The sequence below is a fragment of the Rhodococcus sp. MH15 genome (genome assembly GCF_019266045.1).
GTDB lineage: Bacteria > Actinomycetota > Actinomycetes > Mycobacteriales > Mycobacteriaceae > Rhodococcus_F > Rhodococcus_F qingshengii.
The window spans coordinates 244,544-267,036 of the sequence record NZ_LPNP01000061.1 but is presented as its reverse complement, the minus strand read 5'-3'; the positions used below and the strand labels follow the sequence as shown (position 1 = coordinate 267,036).

Genomic DNA, 22,493 nt, shown 5'->3' with positions numbered 1-22,493 from the left:
TCACGATGACCACCTCGGTGCGCGAGCTCGACGTCACAGCGGTTCGGGCCGACTTCCCGATCCTGGCGCGAACCGTGCGCGACGGAAAACCTTTGGTGTACTTGGATTCCGGCGCTACCTCACAGCGTCCGGTCCAGGTTCTCGATGCCGAACGGGACTTCCTGACCACGTGTAACGCGGCAGTACACCGGGGTGCTCATCAGCTCGCAGAAGAGGCGACGGACGCGTACGAGAATGCTCGCGCCACCATCGCTTCTTTCGTGGGTGCGGATTCGGACGAGTTGGTGTTCACCAAGAACGCCACCGAGGCTCTCAATCTGGTGACCTACGTTCTCGGTGACGATCGCTTCGACCGCCATGTCGGTCCTGGCGACGAAATCGTCATCACCGAACTCGAACACCACGCCAACCTCGTTCCCTGGCAGGAACTTGCGCGCCGAACCGGTGCGACGCTCAAGTGGTACGGCGTCACCGACGACGGCCGGATCGATCTCGATTCGCTGGAGCTGACGGACGCGGTGAAGGTCGTTTCGTTCACCCACCAGTCCAACGTGACCGGCGCGATCGCGCCCGTCGAGGAATTGGTGCGACGAGCACGCGCCGTCGGTGCGCTCGTCGTGCTCGACGCGTGCCAGTCGGTGCCTCACATGGCGGTCGACTTCCACGAACTGGGAGTGGACTACGCGGCGTTCTCCGGTCACAAGATGCTCGGCCCTTCGGGGGTCGGAGTTCTCTACGGCCGTCGTGAACTGCTGGCAGCGATGCCTCCGTTCATCACCGGTGGCTCGATGATCGAGACGGTCACCATGGAGGTCAGCACCTACGCGCCACCGCCTCAGCGTTTCGAAGCCGGCGTACCGATGACCTCACAGGTGGTCGGGTTGGGCGCTGCCGTGGATTACCTGAACACCTTCGGGATGGACGCAGTCGCCGCGCACGAGCACGTGTTGGTGGAGGCTGCTCTCGAAAAGTTGTCGGCGATCGAAGGTCTGCGCATCATCGGACCGCAGACGTCCGAGAACCGCGGCGGAGCGATTTCCTTTGTCGTGGACGGTATTCACGCCCACGACCTCGGACAGATCCTCGACGACGAGGGCGTCGCGATTCGCGTCGGACACCATTGTGCGTGGCCGCTGCATCGTAAGTTCGGTGTCGCTGCGACGGCCCGTGCGTCGTTTGCGCTCTACAACACCACCGCGGAAATCGATGTTCTCGTTGCCGCGATCAAGCGTGCGCAGGAATTTTTCGGTGTCGCAGGGGAGTTGAACTGAATCATGCGCATGGAGCAGATGTATCAGGAAGTGATCCTCGATCACTACAAACATCCGCACGGCCGCGGACTCCGTGAGCCGTTCGGCGCCGAGGTGCACCACGTCAACCCGACGTGTGGCGACGAGGTGACGTTGCGCGTCCAGATCTCCGAGGACGGAACGGTCTCCGACGTCTCGTACGACGGTCAGGGTTGTTCGATCAGCCAGGCGTCGACGTCGGTGCTCAACGACCTCGTCATCGGGATGCAGGTCACCGACGCACTGAAGACGGTGACGGCGTTCAACGAGATGGTGAGCAGTCGGGGCACCGTCGAGGGGGACGAGGACGTTCTCGGCGACGGCATCGCGTTCGTCGGTGTCTCGAAGTATCCGGCACGCGTGAAGTGCGCCTTGCTCGGATGGATGGCATTCAAGGATGCTGTAGTCCAGATTGTCGACGGCAGTGCTGTGACGACGGCGGACAGCAGCAGTGAATTGGTCGACACTACTGAAGGACAGGGATCATGACCGAGACACAACCAGTGCAGGACGCCGAGGTCGGCGCTCCGGTGAATCCGAATCCCGATTCCACTGCGGAATTCGGTGGCGCACAGGGCAGTGGCACTGTCCCGTCGCCTGAGCGACTCGACGAACTCGAAGAAGCGATGCGCGACGTCGTCGACCCCGAACTGGGAATCAACGTCGTCGATCTCGGCTTGGTCTACGGACTCTTCGAAGACGACGGTGTCGTCACGATCGACATGACTTTGACGTCGGCGGCGTGCCCGTTGACCGACGTGATCGAGGACCAGGCACGCGGCGCACTTGTGCGTAGCGATCTGTGTACCGACATGAAGATCAACTGGGTGTGGTTGCCGCCGTGGGGACCGGACAAGATCACCGAAGACGGACGCGAGCAACTTCGCGCACTCGGCTTCACGGTCTGACAAGCAACCTCGGCACGATCAACTGAATACATTTCACCGGAGCGTCGGTGCCCGTTCGTCGGGTACCGGCGCTTCGGTTTGTTATATAGGGCCGTTTTAGCCATGATATTCAGGACAATAGTCCCAAATGGTTGTTTGATGAATATTTGCTGGAAGCTGACTGATCGGTAACATCGCAGCTGATTGTCACGATGTGATCTCCGGCGGGCGATTTGCCAGTTTCCACCCGAGCTTTCCAAAGTATTCGTCTCATTTTCGAAGTGCCCCGATCAGTTCGAAGCGTCCAGCGGACGCATATACCTGTTTGCATCATGATCAAGTTGTAAGAGGGAGATTCGTGTGGATGGCAGTCCCGACCGAGGAATCGTTTCCGCAGCTCGTCCGGACGACGAACTCACCTTCCCTCTTTCTGCCGCGCAACTTTCCCTGCTTGTCGCACAACAGCTTCGACCCGAGATTCCCGTCAGCATCGCTCAGTACGTGGACGTGGACGGCCCACTCGACATCGAGCTGCTGACCGCTGCCAGCAAACAGACCGGCCGTGAGATCGGCTCCGGATATCTGCGCCTGGTCGAGGTGGACGGGGTTGCGCGTCAGTGGCTCGATCTCGACATGGACGACTCCCTCGACGTGGTCGATCTTCGCGCCGAATCGGATCCGGAATCTGCAGCGCAGGAATGGATGCGCAGAGAGCACACTGCTGCCATCGATCCGTTCACCGATCGCCTGGTCAGGCTGGCAGTCCTGGTGCTTCGCGACGACCATTACTACTGGTACAGCCGTATTCATCATGTGGCGCTCGACGGTTTCGGCGCGATGTCGATGATGAACCGCACAGCCGAGATCTACACCGCTGTGGTGCGCGATCTGCCAGTTCCCCCAGCGGTAACTGCCCCCCTCCAATCGTTGGTGAAGGCAGAGGCCGACTATCTGGGCTCCACGCGGTGGGAGCGCGATCGCGACTACTGGAACACCAAGATGGCCGACAAACCGGGCGGAACCTCGCTCGCGTCCTCGACTGCTCCGTCGCAGGCATGGTCTCGCCTACGGTCGGCGACGGTACCTACGGAACTGCGGAGCTCCCTCGAACGGCTGGCCGCCGCCCACGATGTGACGACGTCGTCAGTGGTGATCGGTGCTCTGGCGGCTTACCTCGCCCGGGCCACCGGGACCCGCGACGTGGTCCTCAGCCTGCCGGTCTCGGGGCGGACGACAAAAGCTGCTCGCAGGTCCGGCGGAATGATGTCGAACGTCGTCCCGATACGTGCGAGCGTCGATCCGCATTTCGCGGTCGGGGACTTGCTGCACGAGGTGAAGATCGAACTCACCGGCGCACTGCGTCATCAGAAATACCGCCACGAGGACCTACGACGCGACCTCAACGCCGGTGATCACAGCATCGCCGACGGACGAGGCTTCCACGGGCCGTTGATCAACCTCATGCTGTTCCATTCCGGAATCACTCTCGGGGACGCGCACGGCGAACTGAACGTGATCTCGACCGGGCCGATCGAAGACCTCTCCGTCAACGTCTATCAGACTTCCGCAGCCGAAGAGATCCAGATCGACTTCGCCGCGAATCCAGACCTGTACACCAACGAGGACATCTCGCGTCACCACCGGCGTTTCCTCGAGTTCCTCGACTTGTTCTGCGCTGCGGAATCGGGAACTCGATTGATGGATATCGACCCCGACGCCGCGGGTAAATGGATCGCCGAAGTTCAACACGCCCGCAACGTCGAGTACTGGTCTGCGACCTTGTCGAACCCCGCCGAGGAACTGGGTTTGCCGGTCGTCGCCGGATCCGGTCGAACGTCCACGCCCCTCGAGATCGAGGCAGGCCTCTGCCGGAGCCTCGAGACGATGGCGACGACGATGAACACGAGTCTGTTCGTGCTGTTCCAGTCTGCGATGGCCGGACTGCTGCGCCGCGTCGGTTCGGCCGACGAGGTGTCGATCGGCGTCTCGGTCCGAGGGTACGGCGCCTCCAATCCGGACGATTTCGTCTCGATGTTCGCCAACCAGTTGGTGCTTCGCTCGACGGTGTCGAACACCATGACGCTCACCGACCTGGTCGGTGCGGTGGACACCGTCGCAATCGAAGCTCTCGAACACGCAGACATTCTTCTGTCTTCGGTGACCGCCGCACTCGGTGACGGCCGCTGGGTCGAGACGGGCCCGTTGTTCCGGGCGATGGTCTGTTTCGAGGAGCCGCTGGATGCTCACCCGAGATTTCCGGGGCTCATGGTCGGTGCGCCTATCGGATCGGATCTGGCCACCGTGCCGGAACTGTTTGTCTCCCTGGCGATTCCGACTGGTGAGCATGCCGATTTCGATCAGCCGATCTCCGGTGTTCTGGATTGGCTCGGCACGAAGAAGCAAGCCGAGGACCTCGCCGACCGTTATCTACGAATCTTGACCGCGATGGTCGGTACTCCGCACTCGGCGCTCGGCTCAGTGGATCTACTGCGCCCGGAGGCGCGCCAGGCGCTGGTGCCGCCCGTTCTGCCGATTACCCCGGTCCGAACGCTCTCCGAGATCCTTTCCGACCGCATTCGGGCGACCCCGGAAGCGATCGCCGTTGTCGCGGGCAGCGAGCGCGTGTCGTACCGCGAACTCGATCGACGATCGAATCAGTTGGCGCGCAAGCTCGTCGATCATGGCGTGCAATCCGAGTCGTTGGTCGGAATCATGCTGCCGAAATCCGTGGACATGATCGTTGCCGCTGTCGCGGTAGTGAAGGCCGGCGGCGGATACCTCCCACTCGATCGTGCACACCCCGCCGAGCGTTTGGCATACGTGGTCGAGGATGCGCAACCGGTGTGCGTCATCTCCGATTCCACTTTCCCGAACTCCGCCTTCCCGAACTCTGACGTGGTGGTCGTCGGCGTCGAATCCGACGAATACTCCGGTGAGAGTCTGGAAACCGATGAGCGCCCGCGCGGACACGGAGCCGACAATCTGGCGTACGTGATCTACACCTCGGGGTCGACGGGCCGACCCAAAGGTGTCTCCGTCACCCACGCCACTGTGGTGCGATTGTTCGAGAACACGCACGTCGAATTCGGATTCGACGGCAACGACGTGTGGACGATGTTCCACTCGTTCGCCTTCGACTTCTCGGTCTGGGAACTGTGGGGCGCGCTGCTCCACGGCGGAACGCTGGTCCTGGTCGATCACGAGGTATCACGCGACCCTGACGCCTTCCGGGCGCTGGTCGCCGCAGAAGGCGTCACCGTGCTCAATCAGACGCCCTCGGCCTTCTACCAGTACATCGAAGCCGACCTTCGGGCCGATTCGGAGACCCGGCTCCGGTACGTGATCTTCGGTGGCGAAGCCTTGGACCTGCGTCGACTCGGGCGCTGGTACGACAATCACCCGGGGTACGAAAGTCACACGGAATCCGCGCCTGCACTCGTCAACATGTACGGCATCACCGAGACGACGGTGCACGTCACCCATCTCGAACTCGACCGGGCGAGCGCGAGTGCGCTGACCGGCAGCCGGATCGGTGACGCGATCGACGGACTTCGTGTGTACCTGCTCGACGAGCATCTCTCCCCGGTCCCGGTGGGGATCGCGGGGGAGATCTATGTCGCGGGCGGTCAACTCGCCCGTGGCTATCTGGGCCGTCCAGACCTCACCGCGGGCCGGTTCGTCGCCGATCCGTTCAATGCCGGCGGACGACGGTTGTACCGGTCCGGCGACCGCGCACGATGGATTGCGCCCGGACAACTCGAGTACCTCGGACGCGGCGACGCGCAGGTCAAGATCCGCGGATTCCGGATCGAACTCGGCGAAATCGACTCCGTCATCCTCAGCGCGCCGGGAATCGACGATGCCGTGACCGTCGTGGCTCCGACGCCGGCGGGCGGCGCTCTCGTGACCTATGTGACCGCTTCCGACGTCGTGGACGCCGAAGCCCTCCGAGCTCACGCCGCCGAAGCCCTCCCGACCTACATGGTTCCCGATGCCTTCATGGTCCTCGATTCGATTCCGTTGACCACCAACGGAAAACTGGACCGGCGTGCGCTGCCTTCGCCTATCCTGGCCTCCACCAAGGTCTTCCGACCCCCGACGACCCCGACCGAGGGCAAGGTTGCGGCGGTTCTGGCTGACATCCTGAGTAGTGGACCGCTCGGACTCGACGATAATTTCTTCCATCTGGGCGGAAACTCGCTGGTAGCGACGACGGCGGTAGCGCGCTTGACCGAAGCCACCGGGGTTAAAATGCCGCTGCGTGCACTCTTCGACCATCCCACGGTGTCTGGGATCGCGGCGACGATCGAGCGTGCGGCACAGACCCCGGACGCCGACGGTATTCAGGTCGTGGCCCGGCCGGCTGTACTGCCTCTCGCTCCCGCGCAGCAGCGACTGTGGTTCCTGAACCGCGTGGCACCGGAATCAGGTGCGTACAACATTCCACTGGCGGTGTCGTTGCGCGGCGCCGTCGATCCCGACGCACTCAGTGCCGCGATCGTGGACGTCGTGACACGTCACGAGTCACTACGCACCGTGTTTCCTCAGGTCGGTGACAACGCGACGCAGAAGGTTCTGGGCCTGGGCGAGGGGATCGCAGGGCTCGAGTCGATCGACGTGGAACGCGGAAGCCTCGAGAGAGTGATCTTCGAATTCTCTTCGGCCGGTTTCGATCTGGTCCGCGAACGTCCGGTGCGCTACCTGCTGATCACTGTCGCCGCCGAGAAGGAAGGCGATGAGGAGGAAGCTGTCCTCGTAGTGGTTCTGCATCACATGGTGGCCGACGGTTGGTCACTCGCCCCGTTGGCTGCTGATCTCACCGGCGCTTACGCCGCTCGCGTCGGCGGCAACAGCCCGCAGTGGGCACCGCTTCCAGTGCAGTACGCCGACTACACGCTCTGGCACCGAGAACACCTCGGGGACACGGCATCCACCGAATCGCTTGCCCACTCACAGATCACGTTCTGGAAGCGGCAGCTGGCAGGAGCACCCGAGCAACTCCACCTGCCGACGGACCGTCCGCGCGCACTCGACCCGACCATGCGCGGAGCCGGAGTCGACATCAGAATCGGCGCTTCCACGCATCAGAAGCTCGTTGTACTTGCCGCCGATCACGACGCCACGCCGTTCATCGCCCTGCACGCGTGCTTCGCCCTGCTTCTGGCCAGGTACAGCGGCACGGACGACATCGTCATCGGAACACCGGTGGCCGGGCGAGGGGACAGATCTCTCGATCTGCTCGTCGGCATGTTCGTCAACACTCTTGCCCTGCGGACCGTCGTCGATCGGGACGTAACGTTTGCCGCACACCTGTCACAGGTCAGGGCCGTCGACGTGGATGCCTTCGACAATGCGGACGTGCCTTTCGACGTCGTCGTGGACGCGCTCGAACTGGACCGCTCGCCTGCGCACCACCCGGTCTTTCAAGCGGCCATCACCTCGCGGATAGCCACCACCCACACTGCCGAACTGGCCGGGGTGTCGATGACGGCGCGGGCAGTCGAGACGGGGCTGACCAAGTTCGACCTCGAGCTCACCGTCACCGAACGTCACGAGTCCGGGACCGCAGCTGGAATCGATGCCACGTTCACCTATTCCACCGACCTGTTCGACAACGCGACCGTCGAATCCTTGGCGCGAAACTTCGTGACCCTCGTGGAATCGGCAGTGTCGGAACCGACTGCACCGGTTGGTGATCTTCGTGTACTCGGATCCCGGGAGAGTGCCACGATATTGCCGCGGCGCGGCGTGGCTTCGGTGGGCGAATCGACGCTGGCGCAGATCCTCGGGGATACCGCGAGGACGTATCCCGACGCGATCGCCCTCGAAGACTCCGAGCGCTCACTCTCGTACGGGGAGCTGGAGCGTCGATCGAATCGGATCGCTCGATACCTCATGGACCTGGGAGTCGGCCCCGAGACACCGGTCGCACTGGCCGTCGCCCGATCGGTCGACTCCGTGCTCGCAGTCTGGTCGGTCACCAAAGCCGGTGGCGTTTTCGTCCCGGTCGATCCCCGTTATCCCGCAGATCGAGTTGCGCACATGCTCGAGGATTCGGGTGTGCGGATCGGAATTCGGTCCGCCGAGGTTGCGGCTGGTCCGGCAGTCGGTGGGAACGTCGCAGTCTGGATCGACCTCGGCGACGCGGACACGGTTGCAGAATGTGCCGCCTACTCCGACGCTGCCATCGACGACGCTGACAGAACAGCGTCGATCACTGCGGCGTCGGCTGCGTACGTCATCTACACGTCCGGCTCGACCGGAGTGCCGAAGGGCACCGTCGTCACTCACGCGGGTTTGGCCAATCTTGCTCGCGAACAACAGGATCGGTACCGGATCACCGCCGGGTCGCGAACTCTGCATTTTGCGTCACCGAGCTTCGACGGCGCCGTACTCGAGCTACTGCTCGCCGGTTCGACCGGCGCGACGATGGTGATCGCCCCTCCCGACATCTACGGAGGGGAGGCGTTGAGCGAGTTCCTCCGAAGCCGCGAGGTCACTCATGCCTTCATCACTCCGGCTGCGCTGGCGACCGTCGATCCGGCGGGCGTGACGTCACTGGAATGCGTAGTCGTCGGCGGCGACGTGTGCACGCCGGAATTGGTCTCGAGCTGGGGCAACGGGCGCAGACTGCACAACGGATACGGTCCGACCGAAACCACTGTCATGGTTGCCATCAGTGACCCACTCTCACCGGGGGAGCCGATCACCATCGGCGGTCCCATCCGCGGAATCGACGCCGTGGTGCTCGACTCTCGGCTGCAACCGGTCCCGATCGGCGGCGTCGGCGAGCTGTACATCGGTGGGCCGGGCCTTGCACGTGGTTACCACCTTCGTCCCGCGCTGACGTCGGATCGGTTTGTCGCGCATCCGTACTCGACGCCCGGTGCCCGGATGTACCGAACCGGTGACCTGGTCCGCTGGACCAAGGACCTGACCCTTCGCTACGTGGGCCGCAGCGATCATCAGCTCAAGATCCGCGGGTTCCGCATCGAACTCGGCGAGATCGACGCTGCTCTGATGGATTCCCCTCTCGTCCAGTTCGCCACGACGATTCCCGTCGAATCCGCCGCGGGTACCACTCTGGCGTCGTACGTGTTGCTGAGCGGCGACGCTGATATCGAGTCGCTGTTCGTGGGACTCGCCGACACGCTACCGCGGTACATGATTCCGTCGTCGATCACCCCGATCGACGCCATTCCGTTGACTCCGGTCGGCAAACTCGATCGCAGAGCGTTGCCGACGCCGATACCGCGCGAAATCCTCGGAACGGGCCGTGAACCCGAGGCCGGACTCGAACGAACCGTTGCCGACGTGTTCGCTTCACTGCTCGACGTGCCCGAGGTCCGGGCCGGAGACAGCTTCTTCGATCTCGGGGGCAACTCGCTCGTCGCGACGCAGGTGTCCGCGCGGTTGAGCGCAGCGACGGGACTCACGGTGGACGTTCGCTCGATCTTCGAATCACCGACCGTCGAAGCTCTCGCTGCGCGTCTGGCGGCGAGCGCCGAAGAGTCAGACGATCGACCTGCCCTGAGCGCCGGTGCTCGCCCTGACCGCCTACCGCTCTCCGCAGCGCAACAGCGCCTGTGGTTCGTCAATCGCTTCGATCCGCAGTCCTCGGTCTACAACATTCCGTTCGCGATCCGCATCACCGGCGACCTCCACGGCGATGCACTCGAGGAGGCGCTTGCGGACGTCATCGCACGCCACGAGGTACTTCGAACGATCTACGTCGACAGCGCGGACGGGCCGAGCCAGGTCATCCGAGCGCTTTCCGACATGCAGTTCTCCGTCGAGCGCTACTGCGGCTCCGAAGGTATCGACGCGGCGACGAGGGAGTTTGCGGCGCGGGGGTTCGATCTTGGTTCGGATCTGCCGATTCGGGCACTGCTCGTGCGCGTGGACGCCGACGCTCACGTACTGGTCGTCGTCATCCACCACATTGCCTTCGACGGCTGGTCGCTGACTCCTTTTGCCGCAGATTTCATCGCGGCGTACTCGGCGCGCTCTGTCGGAGATGCACCGGTTTTCACGCCGCTCGACGTGCAGTACGCCGATTACGCGCTGTGGCAGCAAGACTCGCTCGGACAGATCAACGATCCGGAGTCTCTGGTTGCCCGCGAGCTGACGTTCTGGACAGCTGCCATGGCTGGCGCCCCGGACGAGGTACTGCTACCGGTGGATCGCCCACGCGGATCTGTCACCACGACCGCCGTCGGATCGGTGCCGATCGTCATCGACGCGGCGACGGCGGAGCGACTCGGCGCCCTGGCGCGGCGCAGTGGCATGACGCAATTCATGGTCGTACACGCGATCTTGGCGGTTGTTCTCGCCCGTCTCGGTGCAACCGACGACGTGGTGATCGGGACTCCGGTAGCGGGCCGCGGGCGACCCGAACTGGATTCCCTGATCGGGATGTTCGTCAATTCGGTACCGCTTCGCACACCGGTCGATCACCGAGCGCCCTTCACCTCTTTGCTCGAGGTCGTCCGTGAACGCGACCTTGCCGCCTTCGCGCACCCCGAGCTGCCCTTCGAGGTGCTGGTCGACGCCCTCGACCTCGACCGGTCCACCACGCGCCACCCACTGTTTCAGGTCATGCTGTCGTTCCACCAGAATATGGTCTCGCCGCAGGTCACGGTCCACGACGCGCATCTCGAGGCGCAGCCACTCGAACCGTCCGTCGCGAAATTCGACCTCGAGTTCACCCTGCTGGCCGGCGATTCCGAGAACACGGAGATCACCGGGTCGCTCAGGTTTGCCGAGGCGCTCTTCGACATTTCCACCGCAGAATCGATCGCCGCTCGTGTGGAGTCGGTGGCCCGCGCCGTCGCCGCCGAACCGGACACGGCGATCGACGACATCGAATTCCTCAGCACCCTCGAGCGGGCGTCGCTGATGCCGGTTCGAGGTCCGGCGTGGACGGCCTCGCGTACCTTGGCCGAAATTTTGACGCGGACCGCCAACCTTTCAGGCGATTCGGTGGCCCTTCGATCCGGTGACACCACCGTGCTCTACCGAGATCTCTTCGCCCGTGCATCGGCGCTTGCCCGCCGTCTGACCACGGAAGGGATCGGTGCCGAAGACATTGTGGCGATCGCGATTCCGCGCTCGATCGACTCGATCGTCGCCTTGTGGGGCGTTTCCTTGACTGGCGCCGCGTTTGTTCCGGTCGATCCGCGATACCCCGCCGATCGCATTCTGCACATGCTCACCGACTCCGGAGCCACGCGCGGAGTGACCACAGAAGCGGTGATCGAATCACTGCCCCGCCCGGTTCCGTGGATGACGATGGACGACATCTACGGCGACGGTGTCGGGCAGCCGGTTCCGGCCGCGCCGATCCGAATCGACAACCTCGCCTACATCATCTACACCTCCGGATCGACGGGAAAGCCCAAGGGCGTCAGCGTCACTCATCGTGGCCTGAGCGCATTGGCGGCCGAGCAGACGGCGCGTTACGGCATCTCGGCGCAGTCGCGGACGCTGCACTTCTCCTCACCGAGCTTCGACGCGTCCATCCTCGAACTGCTGCTCGCAGTCGGTGAAGGCGCGACGATGGTGATCGCCTCTCCCGACGTCTACGGCGGCCAGGACCTAGCCGAATTGGTCACCGATCACCAGGTGACCCACGCGTTCATCACACCGGCAGCGCTGGCCTCGGTCGATCCCACCGGGCTGGACGTCCTGCAGTCGATCGTTGTCGGCGGCGAGGCATGCCCACCCGAACTGGTCCGCAAGTGGGCACCGGGTCGCCGATTGTTCAACGGCTACGGGCCGACGGAAACCACCGTCATGGTCTGCATCAGTGATGCCTTGAGCGTGGGGGAGACCGTGACCATCGGCGGGCCCGTCCGCGGCGTGTCCGCGGTAATTCTCGACGGCTCGGCTCAGCCGGTACCCGTCGGGGTCACCGGTGAGCTCTACATCGCCGGCCTGGGACTTGCCCGCGGCTACCTCGACCAACCCGCCTTGACGGCGACGCGATTCGTGGCAGCGCCGTTCGGCCCGGCCGGCACCCGCATGTACCGGACCGGTGACTTGGTTCGGTGGACGCCGCTCGAGACGATCGAATACGTTGGACGCTCCGATCACCAGGTGAAAGTGCGCGGATTCCGCATCGAACTGGGCGAGATCGACTCCGTCCTCAGCACTTACCCCGGCGTCGAGTTCGCGGTCACCGTGGGCGTCGACGCAGCTTCCGGTGAGACGATGTTGGCGTCGTACGTAGTGCTCGGTGCCGATGCGGTCGAGATGGACGAGTTGCTGAACCATGCGCGCCGCTCACTGCCCGCCTTCATGGTGCCGTCGGCGATCACCCCGATCGATCACGTACCGCTGACCCCCGTCGGGAAGCTCGACCGATCGGCATTGCCGGCGCCGACACTGCGTTCGTCCGAGCGAAGTGTCGAGCCGCTGACGACCGCGACCGAACTCCAGGTTGCCGGCGTCGTGGCGGAACTGCTGGGTATCGAACAGATCAGTGCGTCGGACAGTTTCTTCGAACTCGGTGGCAACTCACTGCTCGCCACCAGACTGGCCCAGCGACTCGGCGAGTCGTTGGGCAGGCAGGTGCCTGTCCGAATGCTGTTCGAGCACCCCGAAATTCGGGAACTTGCCACCGCGCTCGACACATCCGCCGGGGCGAAGGCGCTTCCACCGATCACCGCCGTAGACCGCCCCGAGCGAATTCCGCTGTCCTACGCGCAAGCACGCATCTGGTTCCTCAACCAGATGGATCCCGGCTCACCCGCGTACAACGTCCCTGCTGCGATCTCCCTCGACGGTGCACTCGACGTGCCGGCCCTCGAAGCTGCGGTCCTCGACGTGATCGAAAGGCACGAAATCCTGCGCACGGTGTTCCCCGACTCCGGCACCGGTCCACACCAGGTGATCCAGGATGCATTCACCTCGCTCGAGTACGGAAATGCGGACACCCGTGAACCGGCAGAGCTCGCCAGAGAATTCGCGTCGCGTGGATTCGACATCACGACCCAAGCTCCCGTTCGCGCGCTCCTGCTCGAATCGACGCCGCAGCACCACACACTTGTCATCGTGATCCACCACATCGCGGCGGACGGATGGTCGATCGCGCCGTTGATGAAGGACGTGCTCACCGCCTACGTCGCGAGAAGTTCGGGACACGCTCCCGAGTTCACCCCGCTCGAAGTGCACTACGCGGACTTCGCCATCTGGCAGCGGGAAGCGCTGGGCTCGGTGAACGAATCCGAGAGCGTGCTCGGGGCACAGGCGTCGTACTGGCGGGAGACGTTGCGGGGCGCACCTGAATTGATCGACCTTCCGAGCGATCGAGCGCGTCCGCTCACCCAGTCGTTGAGCGGTGCCCACACCGCGGTCTCGCTTCCGGCGCACACCCGGATCGCGGTCGAGGCGGTTGCCGGAGCCAATGCGGCGACGCCGTTCATGGTGCTGCACGCTGCCTATGCCGTCCTGCTGTCCAGGCTGAGTCGAAGCACCGACATCGTGATCGGATCTCCGGTCGCCGGGCGAGGACACCGAGTTCTCGACGACCTCGTGGGAATGTTCGTGGGCACGGTCGGACTGCGCACGACGGTCGACCCCGGGTCGACGTTCGTCGACGTTCTGCGTACTGTCCGCTCCGTCGATCTCGACGCCTTCGCCCACGCGGACATTCCGTTCGAGCAGGTCGTGGACGTGGTGGCGCCGACCCGGAGCACCGACCGTCATCCGGTGTTCCAGACGATGATCTCGTTCCACGGCGCCCACCCGACGACGTGGGACCTGCCTGGACTTGCCGTTCGTGCCCACGAGATCACACCGGACATCGCCAAGTACGACCTGCAGTTCACCGTTGTCGAACAGACCGCGGAGGAAGGCGGCGGCTACGAGGCCTCCCTCACCTACGCGAAGGATCTCTTCGACACCGATACGGCGGCGTCGTTTGCAGTGATGCTGGAAACGATCGTCGAGACACTGACTGCCCAGCCCTCCGCCGTCGTCGGTGACGTGGATCTTGCGGGACGTCGCCTGCGTGCGTTGCCCGGACGTCCGGCCGGCGATGCTTTGACCTTGCCGGAGTTGCTGCTTCGCGGCGCTGCCGATCCGCACGCTCCGGCAATCGTCGACGTCGCCACATCCGTCACGCTCACGTACGGCGAACTCGACCGACGCTCCGACGCTATGGCGTTTGCGTTGATCGCTCGCGGAATAGCGCCGGAAATGATGGTGGCACTGGCGCTTCCGAGGTCGGCCGACTATGTGATCGCGCTCTGGGCCGTAGCGAAAGCCGGCGGAGTGTTTCTTCCCGTGGATCCGGCGTACCCCGCCGAGCGGATCGAGCACATGCTCACCGACAGTGGAGCGGTACTCGGTATCACCAGGGGCGAGTATGCGGCCGACCTTCCTGGCGTCACATCGTGGATCGAGTTGGATGCGATCGAATTCACCACCGAAATCGAGGCAGTCCATTCCGAGACACTGCCGGACGCGCCACTCGAGTTCGACAACCCGGCCTACTTGATCTACACCTCGGGCTCGACAGGAAAACCCAAGGGCGTGTTGGTCACTCACGCGGGACTGGCAGCGTTTGCCGACGAACAGCGGGAGCGTTTCGGCGTCACCGCGCACTCTCGTGCTCTGAGCTTCGCCTCGACGAGCTTCGACGCGTCGGTTCTCGAGCTCCTTCTGGCTCTCGGCGCCGGCGCAACGATGGTGATAGCGCCGCCGACAGTTCTCGGCGGTGTCGAATTGCACGAACTGCTCGACGAGCAGACGATCACCCATGCTTTCGTGACTCCAGCCGCCTTGGCGACTGTCGATCCCGCCGGGCTCGACCATCTCGAAGCCGTCGTCGTCGGCGGCGACGCCTGTTCCGCCGACCTCGTATCTCGGTGGGCACCGGGGCGCCGAATGTTCAACGCGTACGGCCCGACCGAGGCCACCGTCGCCGTCACCATCAGTGATTCGCTGGTCGCGGGGGAGCCCGTGACGATCGGCGGCCCGATCCGCGGCGTGGACGCGATGATTCTCGATTCCCGACTGCACTCGGTTCCCGGCCAGGTCGTCGGTGAGCTCTACGTCAGCGGCGACGGTCTCGCCCGCGGGTACCTCGGCAACCCCGCACTCACAGCCGCGCGCTTCGTCGCCGACCCGCATGGACCCGAAGGCGCTCGCATGTACCGCACCGGGGATCTTGTGCGCGAAGATCGCTCAGGGGCACTGATCTACCTCGGACGCGCAGACCACCAGGTCAAGATCCGAGGGTTCCGAATCGAACTCGGAGAAATCGACGCGGTGCTGGCAGCGGAAGCGTCCGTGCATTCGGCTGTCAGCGTCGTCGTCGGGGAGGGCGTCGACGCTCGGATCGTCGCGTACGTCGTCCCGGCACATGCGGACTTCGACGCCGCCGCGCTGCGCCGTCACGCAGGTATATCGCTGCCTGCGCACATGAACCCGTCCGCTGTTGTCGTGATCGGCGCAGTCCCGACCACACCGGCGGGCAAGCTCGATCGCAGCGCTCTGCCTGCTCCCAACTGGGAGTCGCCGAGTGGACGCAGTCCGGAAGGCAGCGACGAGATCGCGATCTGCGCTGCTTTCGCAGAGGTACTCGATCTGGCCGACGTAGACACGTACGCCGATTCGAGTTTCTTCGAACTCGGCGGCAACTCACTCATGGCAACGCGTTTGGTCGCTGCCATCAAAGAACGCACCAGCATGACCGTCCCCGTCGCGTGGATATTCTCCGACCCGACTCCGGAGGCATTGGCGCGCAGACTCTTCGAACTCGAGGCAACAGTTGTGACAGGTGACGCGGATACCTCCGCACTTGCGGTAGTCCTGCCACTACGTCCGGAAGGCCGCGCCGAGCCACTGTTCTGCATCCATCCGGCCATCGGATTGGCCTGGTGCTACGGAGCGCTCGATCGCTACGTCGACTCCAGCCGGCCGCTCTACGGCCTGCAGTCGCCGGTCCTGACGGACTCCGAATTTCGGGCGGAGCTGATCGAGGACTTCGCGGCGCGGTACGTCGAGGAAATTCGAGGAGTTCAGCCGCACGGTCCGTATCACCTGCTGGGGTGGTCGATCGGCGGATTGATCGCTCACGCGGCGGCGGTGCAGTTGCAAGCCGCGGGTGAGAGCGTCGCCGACCTGATTCTGCTCGACAGCTTCGTTCTCGAAGACCCGACGATGGCAGGCGCGCAGCCTTCTCTCGCCGAACTGATCGGCGGGTTGGGGATCTCGGTCCCGGACACCGGCGAGCGTGATCTGACATCCGAGGACGCCGAAGCACTCTTGCGTGAAACCATCGGCGATCACCCCTTGGTCTCGAGCGATCGGATCGAGCGACTGTTCGAGGAATACTCCGCCGGCGCCGAACTGGCTCACCGATACCGCCCGGGCAAGTTCGTGGGCGATCTGCTGTTCTTCTCGGCACACGCCGACACCTTCGACCCGCTGCGAACCGCGTCGGCGTGGCGACCGTTCGTCTCCGGGGTGATCATCGACCGTCCGGTGCCCACGTCACACGCCGAAATGTTCACCGAGGCAGGTCTGGAGGCGATCGGACCCGTGATCAACCTTGCGGTCGGAACGGGTCGTCACGCGGCTCCGGACGTCGACGCAGAGTTGGACGCTCTGATCGAGATCCAAGACGTGCGCGGCTGACTCAGGCTCGTTTCTTCCTCGGTGTAGTCGACTTCGACGAGCCGGCCTTGGAGGCGTTCGACTTCGCTTCGTCCACACTGCGCTGCAGTGCGGCAACCAGGTCCACCACCTCTGCGTCGGTGCCCTCTTGGTCGACCTCGGCGGCCGGGATGACCTTCTTGCCGCCGTTCTCGATCATCTCGTCGAGCAACTGCCTCAGTTGGAGCTGATAGTCGTCGGTGAACTCGGTCGGATCGAAATCGCCCGCCATGCTCTCGACGAGCGTCTGCGCCATCTTCAGTTCCTTCGCCTTCGGCTTCTCCACGTCGTCGAGGGAAGGGAACTCTGCTGCACGAACTTCGTCGGGCCACAGCAAGGTCTGGATCACCAGAACACCATCGCGAGCGCGCATCGCGGCCAGGCGCGTCTTCTGTCGCAGCGTGAAATGCACCAGTGCCGTTCGATCACTCTCGGTGAGCACAGTCGAAAGCAGGACGTACGCCTTCGGCGACGCCGAATCGGGCTCGAGGAAGTAACTCTTCTCGAACAAGATCGGATCGATCTGATCGTTCGGCACGAATTCCAGCACCGGAATCTCGTGCTTCTCCGCAGCCGGGAGTTTGTTGAAGTCCTCGTCGTTCAAGATGACGCGCGATCCGTCTTCCGAGTCGTACGCCTTGTCGATGTCCGCGAACTGAACCGTGTTTCCGCACTCGGAACACACACGGTTGTACTTGATGCGGCCACCGTCTTTTGCATGGACCTGGTGAAATCGGATGTCGTGGTCCTCGGTCGCCGAGTACACCTTGACCGGGACGTTGACCAGACCGAAGGCTATCGAGCCTTTCCAAATCGAGCGCATGCCTCCCATGATGGTCGCCGCCGGCCGTTTGCGCGAGGCAAACGATCACGGTTGATCCCGAACCGTTGCGTGTGGATGGGTCGGTTCGGGGCGTATCGAGCGGGTATCCGCTTCGAGAACCCGACTCGCACACCTGGGGAGACGCTCCGATGAGAATCCGAACCTACCGTCGACGCGTCACCGCGGCGCTGGCGATTTCACTGGTTCCACTGCTGTTTGCGCCTTGGCCCGCGAACGCAGATCCGGCACGCACCGTAACCATCAGCGTCCACTCCGATGCGATGGGCCGCGACATTCCACTCGAGGTGATCCTCCCCGCCGACACGAGCGCCCCACGGCCCACGTTGTATCTGCTCAACGGCGCCGGTGGTGGCGAGGACAGTGCAACGTGGGAAGGACGGACCGATGTCCTGGACTTCTTCGCCGACAAGAACGTCAACGTCGTGACGCCGCTGGAAGGAGCGTTCAGCTACTACACCGACTGGCAGAAAGACGATCCCGTACTCGGGCGCAACAAGTGGCAGACGTTCCTCACTCGCGAACTGCCGCCCGTCATCGATGCGCAGTTCGGTACCAACGGGGTCAACTCCATCGCGGCGATTTCGATGACGGCGACGTCGGTACTCAATCTCGCGATCTCGGCACCAGGGCTTTATCGGAGTGTCGGGGCCTACAGCGGGTGCGCGGAGACTTCCACCCAGCCGGGTCAGGACTATGTGCGGTTGGTGGTCGGCGCGCGGGGTGGCGCTGATCCGACAAACATGTGGGGACCGTTCGACGGTCCGGGGTGGCGCGAGAACGATCCGGTCGTGAACGCGGAGAAGTTGCGGGGGACCGCACTGTACGTTTCCACCGGATCCGGGCTGCCAGGTCCGCACGACAACCTTCAGGCACCCGATGTGAACGGAAATCCCGGAGCCCTCCTTAATCAGATCGTCGTCGGCGGCATCATCGAATCCGCGGTCAACGGGTGCACGCACGGCTTGGCGGACCGACTGAACGCACTGGGCATCCCCGCGACCTTCGACTTCAAGCCGACCGGAACCCACTCGTGGGGCTACTGGCAGGACGACCTACACAATTCCTGGCCGATGATCGCCGGCTCGATGGGAGCGCAGTAGTCGGTCCGGAGTGCTCACCTCAGAAACGGCGCGCGCATCAACGTCTTTCGGACGTGCCACGGTGACGATCGGAACAGGGTTGCCATCACCTTCGCCGTCGCGGACGCGTCCCGCCGATCGGACAGGTAGGACCGCTGAGCCTCGACCGGTAGATCGAAGAACGTGTCGAAGAATGTCGCGACCTCTCTCGAGCCGAGGGTGAGAAGTGCGTTCAGGCCAACGCGGCGAAGGACAGACACCGCCTTGGCCGACCGCGGCCAGAGCGCCGCGTTGGGATCTCCACCGTCGGCGATTGCTTTGGCGACAGCGTCTGCCTCGGCGAGTGACGAGGCAACGCTGTATCCGGTTCCCGGATGCATCAGACCGCCTCGCCCGCCGAAACGGAGGACACCGTCGGGGAACGATTCCTTCGGGCCTTCGACTGCAAAACGGACTCGCTCGACCGGTGCGTCGTCGGGGACTTCGCAGCCCCGATTGCGAAGCCGGGTGCGCAGACGCGCTTCGAGTTCGCGGAGCCCCAACGCCGGCCGGCCGACGAGGCAGGTCTCCTCGAGGAGAACTCGCTCGTCATCGAGTGGGACCGCATAGAGAAACGACGGAGTGTCGGCGTCGGAGGCGCCGTTGTCTGTTCGCCAGTCCATGAACCAGGCTTCGCCACCACCCAGAATCGGATCGGCCAGCGCGCGGTCGACGATCACTCCGAAGGCGGTCTGCTGGGCGGTTGTCACCGTCAGTTCGGTACCCCGGGCGTCGATGACGACGGAACCTGTCAGCTGCGATCCGTCCACGCACAGGACGGCGGTAGGTGACAGTGTTTGAGCACGCAAGGCTCTGAACTGTACGGATGTGCCCGAGAGAAATGATTGCAGTAAAGATGTATTCAATACGCAATATGTGCGATCAAGCGTCTTCTGTCTGCGGGTCCACACGCTCGGGCGTTCGATCCGGCTTGCGATCACATCGACCGGCAGCCACGACGGCAGCTCGTCAGCCCACGCCGAATAGGTCGGCGTCCACACCCGATGGGGATGCGGATCGACAACGACGACGGTGAGTTGCCGGGCGATACAGCGGGTGGCGAGTGCCCGCCCGGCCGGGCCGCCACCGACGATCACCACGTCGGCGGAGGAGTTGTCTGTGCTCACGACTGGCGCACTACATCGATCCCGTTGCGAGCAGACCGCCGTCGACCCGGACCGTTTCGCCCGTGATCCACGCCGCCGCGTCGGAGACGAGGAAGCCGACCAAGCCGGCAACGTCCTCGGGGGTGCCGAGCCGCTTCATCGGGTAGCCCGCCGACGCCTTGTCCTCGCCGGCAGCGACCAGGGCTGCCGCGAACTGCGTCTTGACGATCCCGGGAGCTACGGCGTTGACACGAATCTTCGGTCCCAGTTGCCAGGCCAGTTCTTCCGTCAGGCGGATGAGCGCAGCCTTCGACGCGCCGTACGCGGCGATGACGCCCGTCGACCGGATCCCGGCCACACTTGCCAGGTTCACGACGGCTCCACCGTGTTCGCCCATCCATGCCCGATGTGCTTGTTGGACGTACCCGAGGGCGGCAACCACATTCACGTCGAAGATCTTGCGCACGGCGTCGAGGTCCGCTTCCATGAGCGAACCGAAGACGGGGTTGATTCCGGTGTTGTTGACCAGAATGTCGAGTGAACCGAATTCGGACACGGCGCGGTCGACGGCACCGGAGCGGGCTTCGGCATCGGCTGCGTTGCCCGCGAATGCGACGACCTTTCCGCCGTGCCCCAGAGCGGACAGCTCGGATGCGGCGGCATCGAGGGGCTCCGGCTTGCGGGCTGTGATCAAGACGTCGGCACCGCGAGCGAGGAGTTCGGCGGCGACAGCTTTGCCGATTCCGCGACTTGCGCCGGTGACGATGGCGGCACGGCCTTCGAGGTCGCGAGGACGAGTGCTGTTTTCGCTAGTCATGTCCCGAACGTTAGCGGACTCACACGCTGCTGGTCGGAACGACCGTCAGGTCACGGTAAAATCGATAGTTCTTGTGTCTGTAGTCAGGCATTGTTTACCCGTATTCGTCGTTTTCCTGAGGAGTTTGCTTGATTACCGCCACTGACCTCGAAGTTCGTGCCGGTGTCCGCACCCTTCTCACGGCTCCCGGGCCTTCGTTGCGCATCCAGCCGGGCGACCGGATCGGACTCGTCGGACGTAACGGAGCCGGAAAGACGACCACACTGCGCATCCTCGCCGGCGAAGGTGAGGCATATGCCGGAAGCGTCGTACGTACCGGTGAACTCGGATACCTCCCGCAGGACCCCAAAGAGGGCGACCTGAGCGTCCTCGCCAAGAACCGGGTTCTCTCCGCACGTGGCCTCGACACGATGCTCCGCGAGATGGAGAAGCAGCAGATTCTGATGGGCGAGGTGCTCGATCAGGAATCGCAGGACCGCGCGGTCAAGAAGTACGGTCAGCTCGAGGATCGGTTCTCGGCCCTCGGCGGATACGAAGCCGAGAGTGAAGCTGCACGCATCACCAGCAGCCTCGGACTCGAAGACCGCATTCTCGGGCAGCCGCTCAGCACGCTGTCCGGCGGTCAGCGTCGTCGCGTCGAATTGGCGCGCATCCTCTTCGCCGCCTCCGACGGCAGCGGTGCCCGCTCGGACACGACTCTGCTGCTCGACGAGCCCACCAACCACCTCGACGCCGACTCCATCACCTGGCTGCGTGGCTTCCTCCAGAACCACGAGGGTGGACTGGTGGTCATCAGCCACGACGTCGACCTGCTCAACGACGTCGTCAACCGCGTGTGGTTCCTCGATGCCGTCCGCGGTGAGGCCGACGTCTACAACATGAACTGGAAGAAGTACCTCGACGCTCGTGCCACGGACGAGCAGCGTCGTCGCCGTGAGCGCGCCAATGCCGAGAAGAAGGCCGGTGCGCTGCGGATTCAGGCCGCGAAGATGGGCGCAAAGGCAACCAAGGCCGTCGCGGCTCAGAACATGGCCAAGCGAGCCGACAAGTTGATGGCGAACCTCGATGCCGAACGTGTCTCGGACAAGGTTGCGCGGATTCGTTTCCCCGAACCCGCCGCTTGTGGCAAGACTCCGCTGATGGGCAAGAACCTCACCAAGGTGTACGGCTCGCTCGAGATCTTCACCGGTGTCGATCTCGCGATCGATCGTGGGTCTCGTGTGGTTATCCTCGGACTCAACGGTGCAGGTAAGACCACGCTGCTCCGCATCCTCGCGGGCGCGGAGAAGGCGGACGCGGGTGAGCTGATCGCCGGTCACGGACTCAAGGTCGGCTACTTCGCTCAGGAGCACGACACCCTCGACGACGACGCGTCCGTGTGGGAGAACATCCGCCACGCCGCGCCGGACACAGGGGAGCAGGAACTGCGTTCGCTGCTCGGTGCCTTCATGTTCACCGGCCCGCAGCTCGAACAGCCGGCCGGAACGCTCTCGGGTGGTGAGAAGACGCGTCTGGCTCTGGCCGGTCTGGTGTCTTCGGCTGCCAACGTTCTGCTTCTCGACGAGCCCACCAACAACCTGGACCCGATCTCACGCGAGCAGGTGCTCGACGCGCTCCGCAGCTACACCGGTGCCGTCGTCCTGGTCACCCACGATCCGGGCGCTGCCGAGGCACTCAACCCCGAGCGGGTCATTCTCCTGCCCGACGGCAACGAGGACCACTGGTCGCAGGAATACCTCGAGCTGATCCAGCTCGCCTAACCCCCTGT

The 22,493-nt window shown here is 64.0% G+C and carries 9 protein-coding genes; 6 read left to right on the top strand and 3 right to left on the bottom strand.

Annotated features, from left to right (window positions below):
- Positions 1-5 precede the first annotated feature (5 nt).
- The 4 genes from ATN37_RS09130 to ATN37_RS09115 all read left to right on the top strand — a co-directional run bounded on the left by ATN37_RS09130 (position 6) and on the right by ATN37_RS09115 (position 16,822).
- On the top strand, positions 6-1,271 hold the full coding sequence (locus tag ATN37_RS09130; protein ID WP_003944865.1) for a cysteine desulfurase: 1,266 nt from the start codon (positions 6-8) through the stop codon (positions 1,269-1,271).
- A gap of 3 nt (positions 1,272-1,274) precedes the next feature.
- A complete protein-coding gene (gene sufU / locus ATN37_RS09125) occupies positions 1,275-1,778 on the top strand; it encodes a Fe-S cluster assembly sulfur transfer protein SufU (protein ID WP_003944894.1) in 504 nt (167 codons plus the stop codon).
- The gene (locus ATN37_RS09120) at positions 1,775-2,197 is read left to right on the top strand and encodes a metal-sulfur cluster assembly factor (protein ID WP_003944963.1); all 423 of its coding nucleotides are present in this window, start codon (positions 1,775-1,777) and stop codon (positions 2,195-2,197) included. Before sufU ends, ATN37_RS09120 begins: the two co-directional genes overlap by 4 nt.
- 339 nt (positions 2,198-2,536) lie before the next feature.
- Positions 2,537-16,822 (top strand): non-ribosomal peptide synthetase, encoded by a 14,286-nt coding sequence (locus ATN37_RS09115; RefSeq protein ID WP_218695035.1) that lies wholly within the window; start codon positions 2,537-2,539, stop codon positions 16,820-16,822.
- Position 16,823: 1 nt separating this feature from the next.
- Here the strand turns inward: ATN37_RS09115 and ATN37_RS09110 are convergent, their stop codons facing one another.
- Positions 16,824-17,672, bottom strand: coding sequence for a Ku protein (locus tag ATN37_RS09110; RefSeq protein ID WP_058226742.1), 849 nt, complete (start codon positions 17,670-17,672; stop codon positions 16,824-16,826).
- 140 nt (positions 17,673-17,812) lie between these two features.
- Between ATN37_RS09110 and ATN37_RS09105 the strand changes: the two genes are divergently transcribed.
- Positions 17,813-18,784, top strand: a complete 972-nt coding sequence (locus ATN37_RS09105) for an alpha/beta hydrolase family protein (RefSeq protein ID WP_003944869.1) — start codon at positions 17,813-17,815, stop codon at positions 18,782-18,784.
- Positions 18,785-18,798: 14 nt separating this feature from the next.
- On the opposite strand, the gene ATN37_RS09100 is transcribed toward ATN37_RS09105, so the two are convergent.
- Entirely contained in the window at positions 18,799-19,929 is a 1,131-nt protein-coding gene (locus tag ATN37_RS09100; RefSeq protein ID WP_218695033.1) for a lycopene cyclase family protein, read from the bottom strand.
- A 10-nt stretch (positions 19,930-19,939) separates the two neighbouring features.
- Positions 19,940-20,725: an SDR family oxidoreductase gene (locus ATN37_RS09095; protein WP_218695031.1), complete on the bottom strand. Its 786-nt coding sequence runs from the start codon at positions 20,723-20,725 to the stop codon at positions 19,940-19,942.
- A 128-nt stretch (positions 20,726-20,853) separates the two neighbouring features.
- Here ATN37_RS09095 and ATN37_RS09090 point away from each other — a divergent pair, with 128 nt between their 5' ends.
- Positions 20,854-22,485 carry an ABC-F family ATP-binding cassette domain-containing protein gene (locus ATN37_RS09090; protein WP_218695029.1) on the top strand — a complete coding sequence of 544 codons (1,632 nt, stop codon included), beginning with the start codon at positions 20,854-20,856 and terminating at the stop codon, positions 22,483-22,485.
- Positions 22,486-22,493 lie beyond the last annotated feature (8 nt).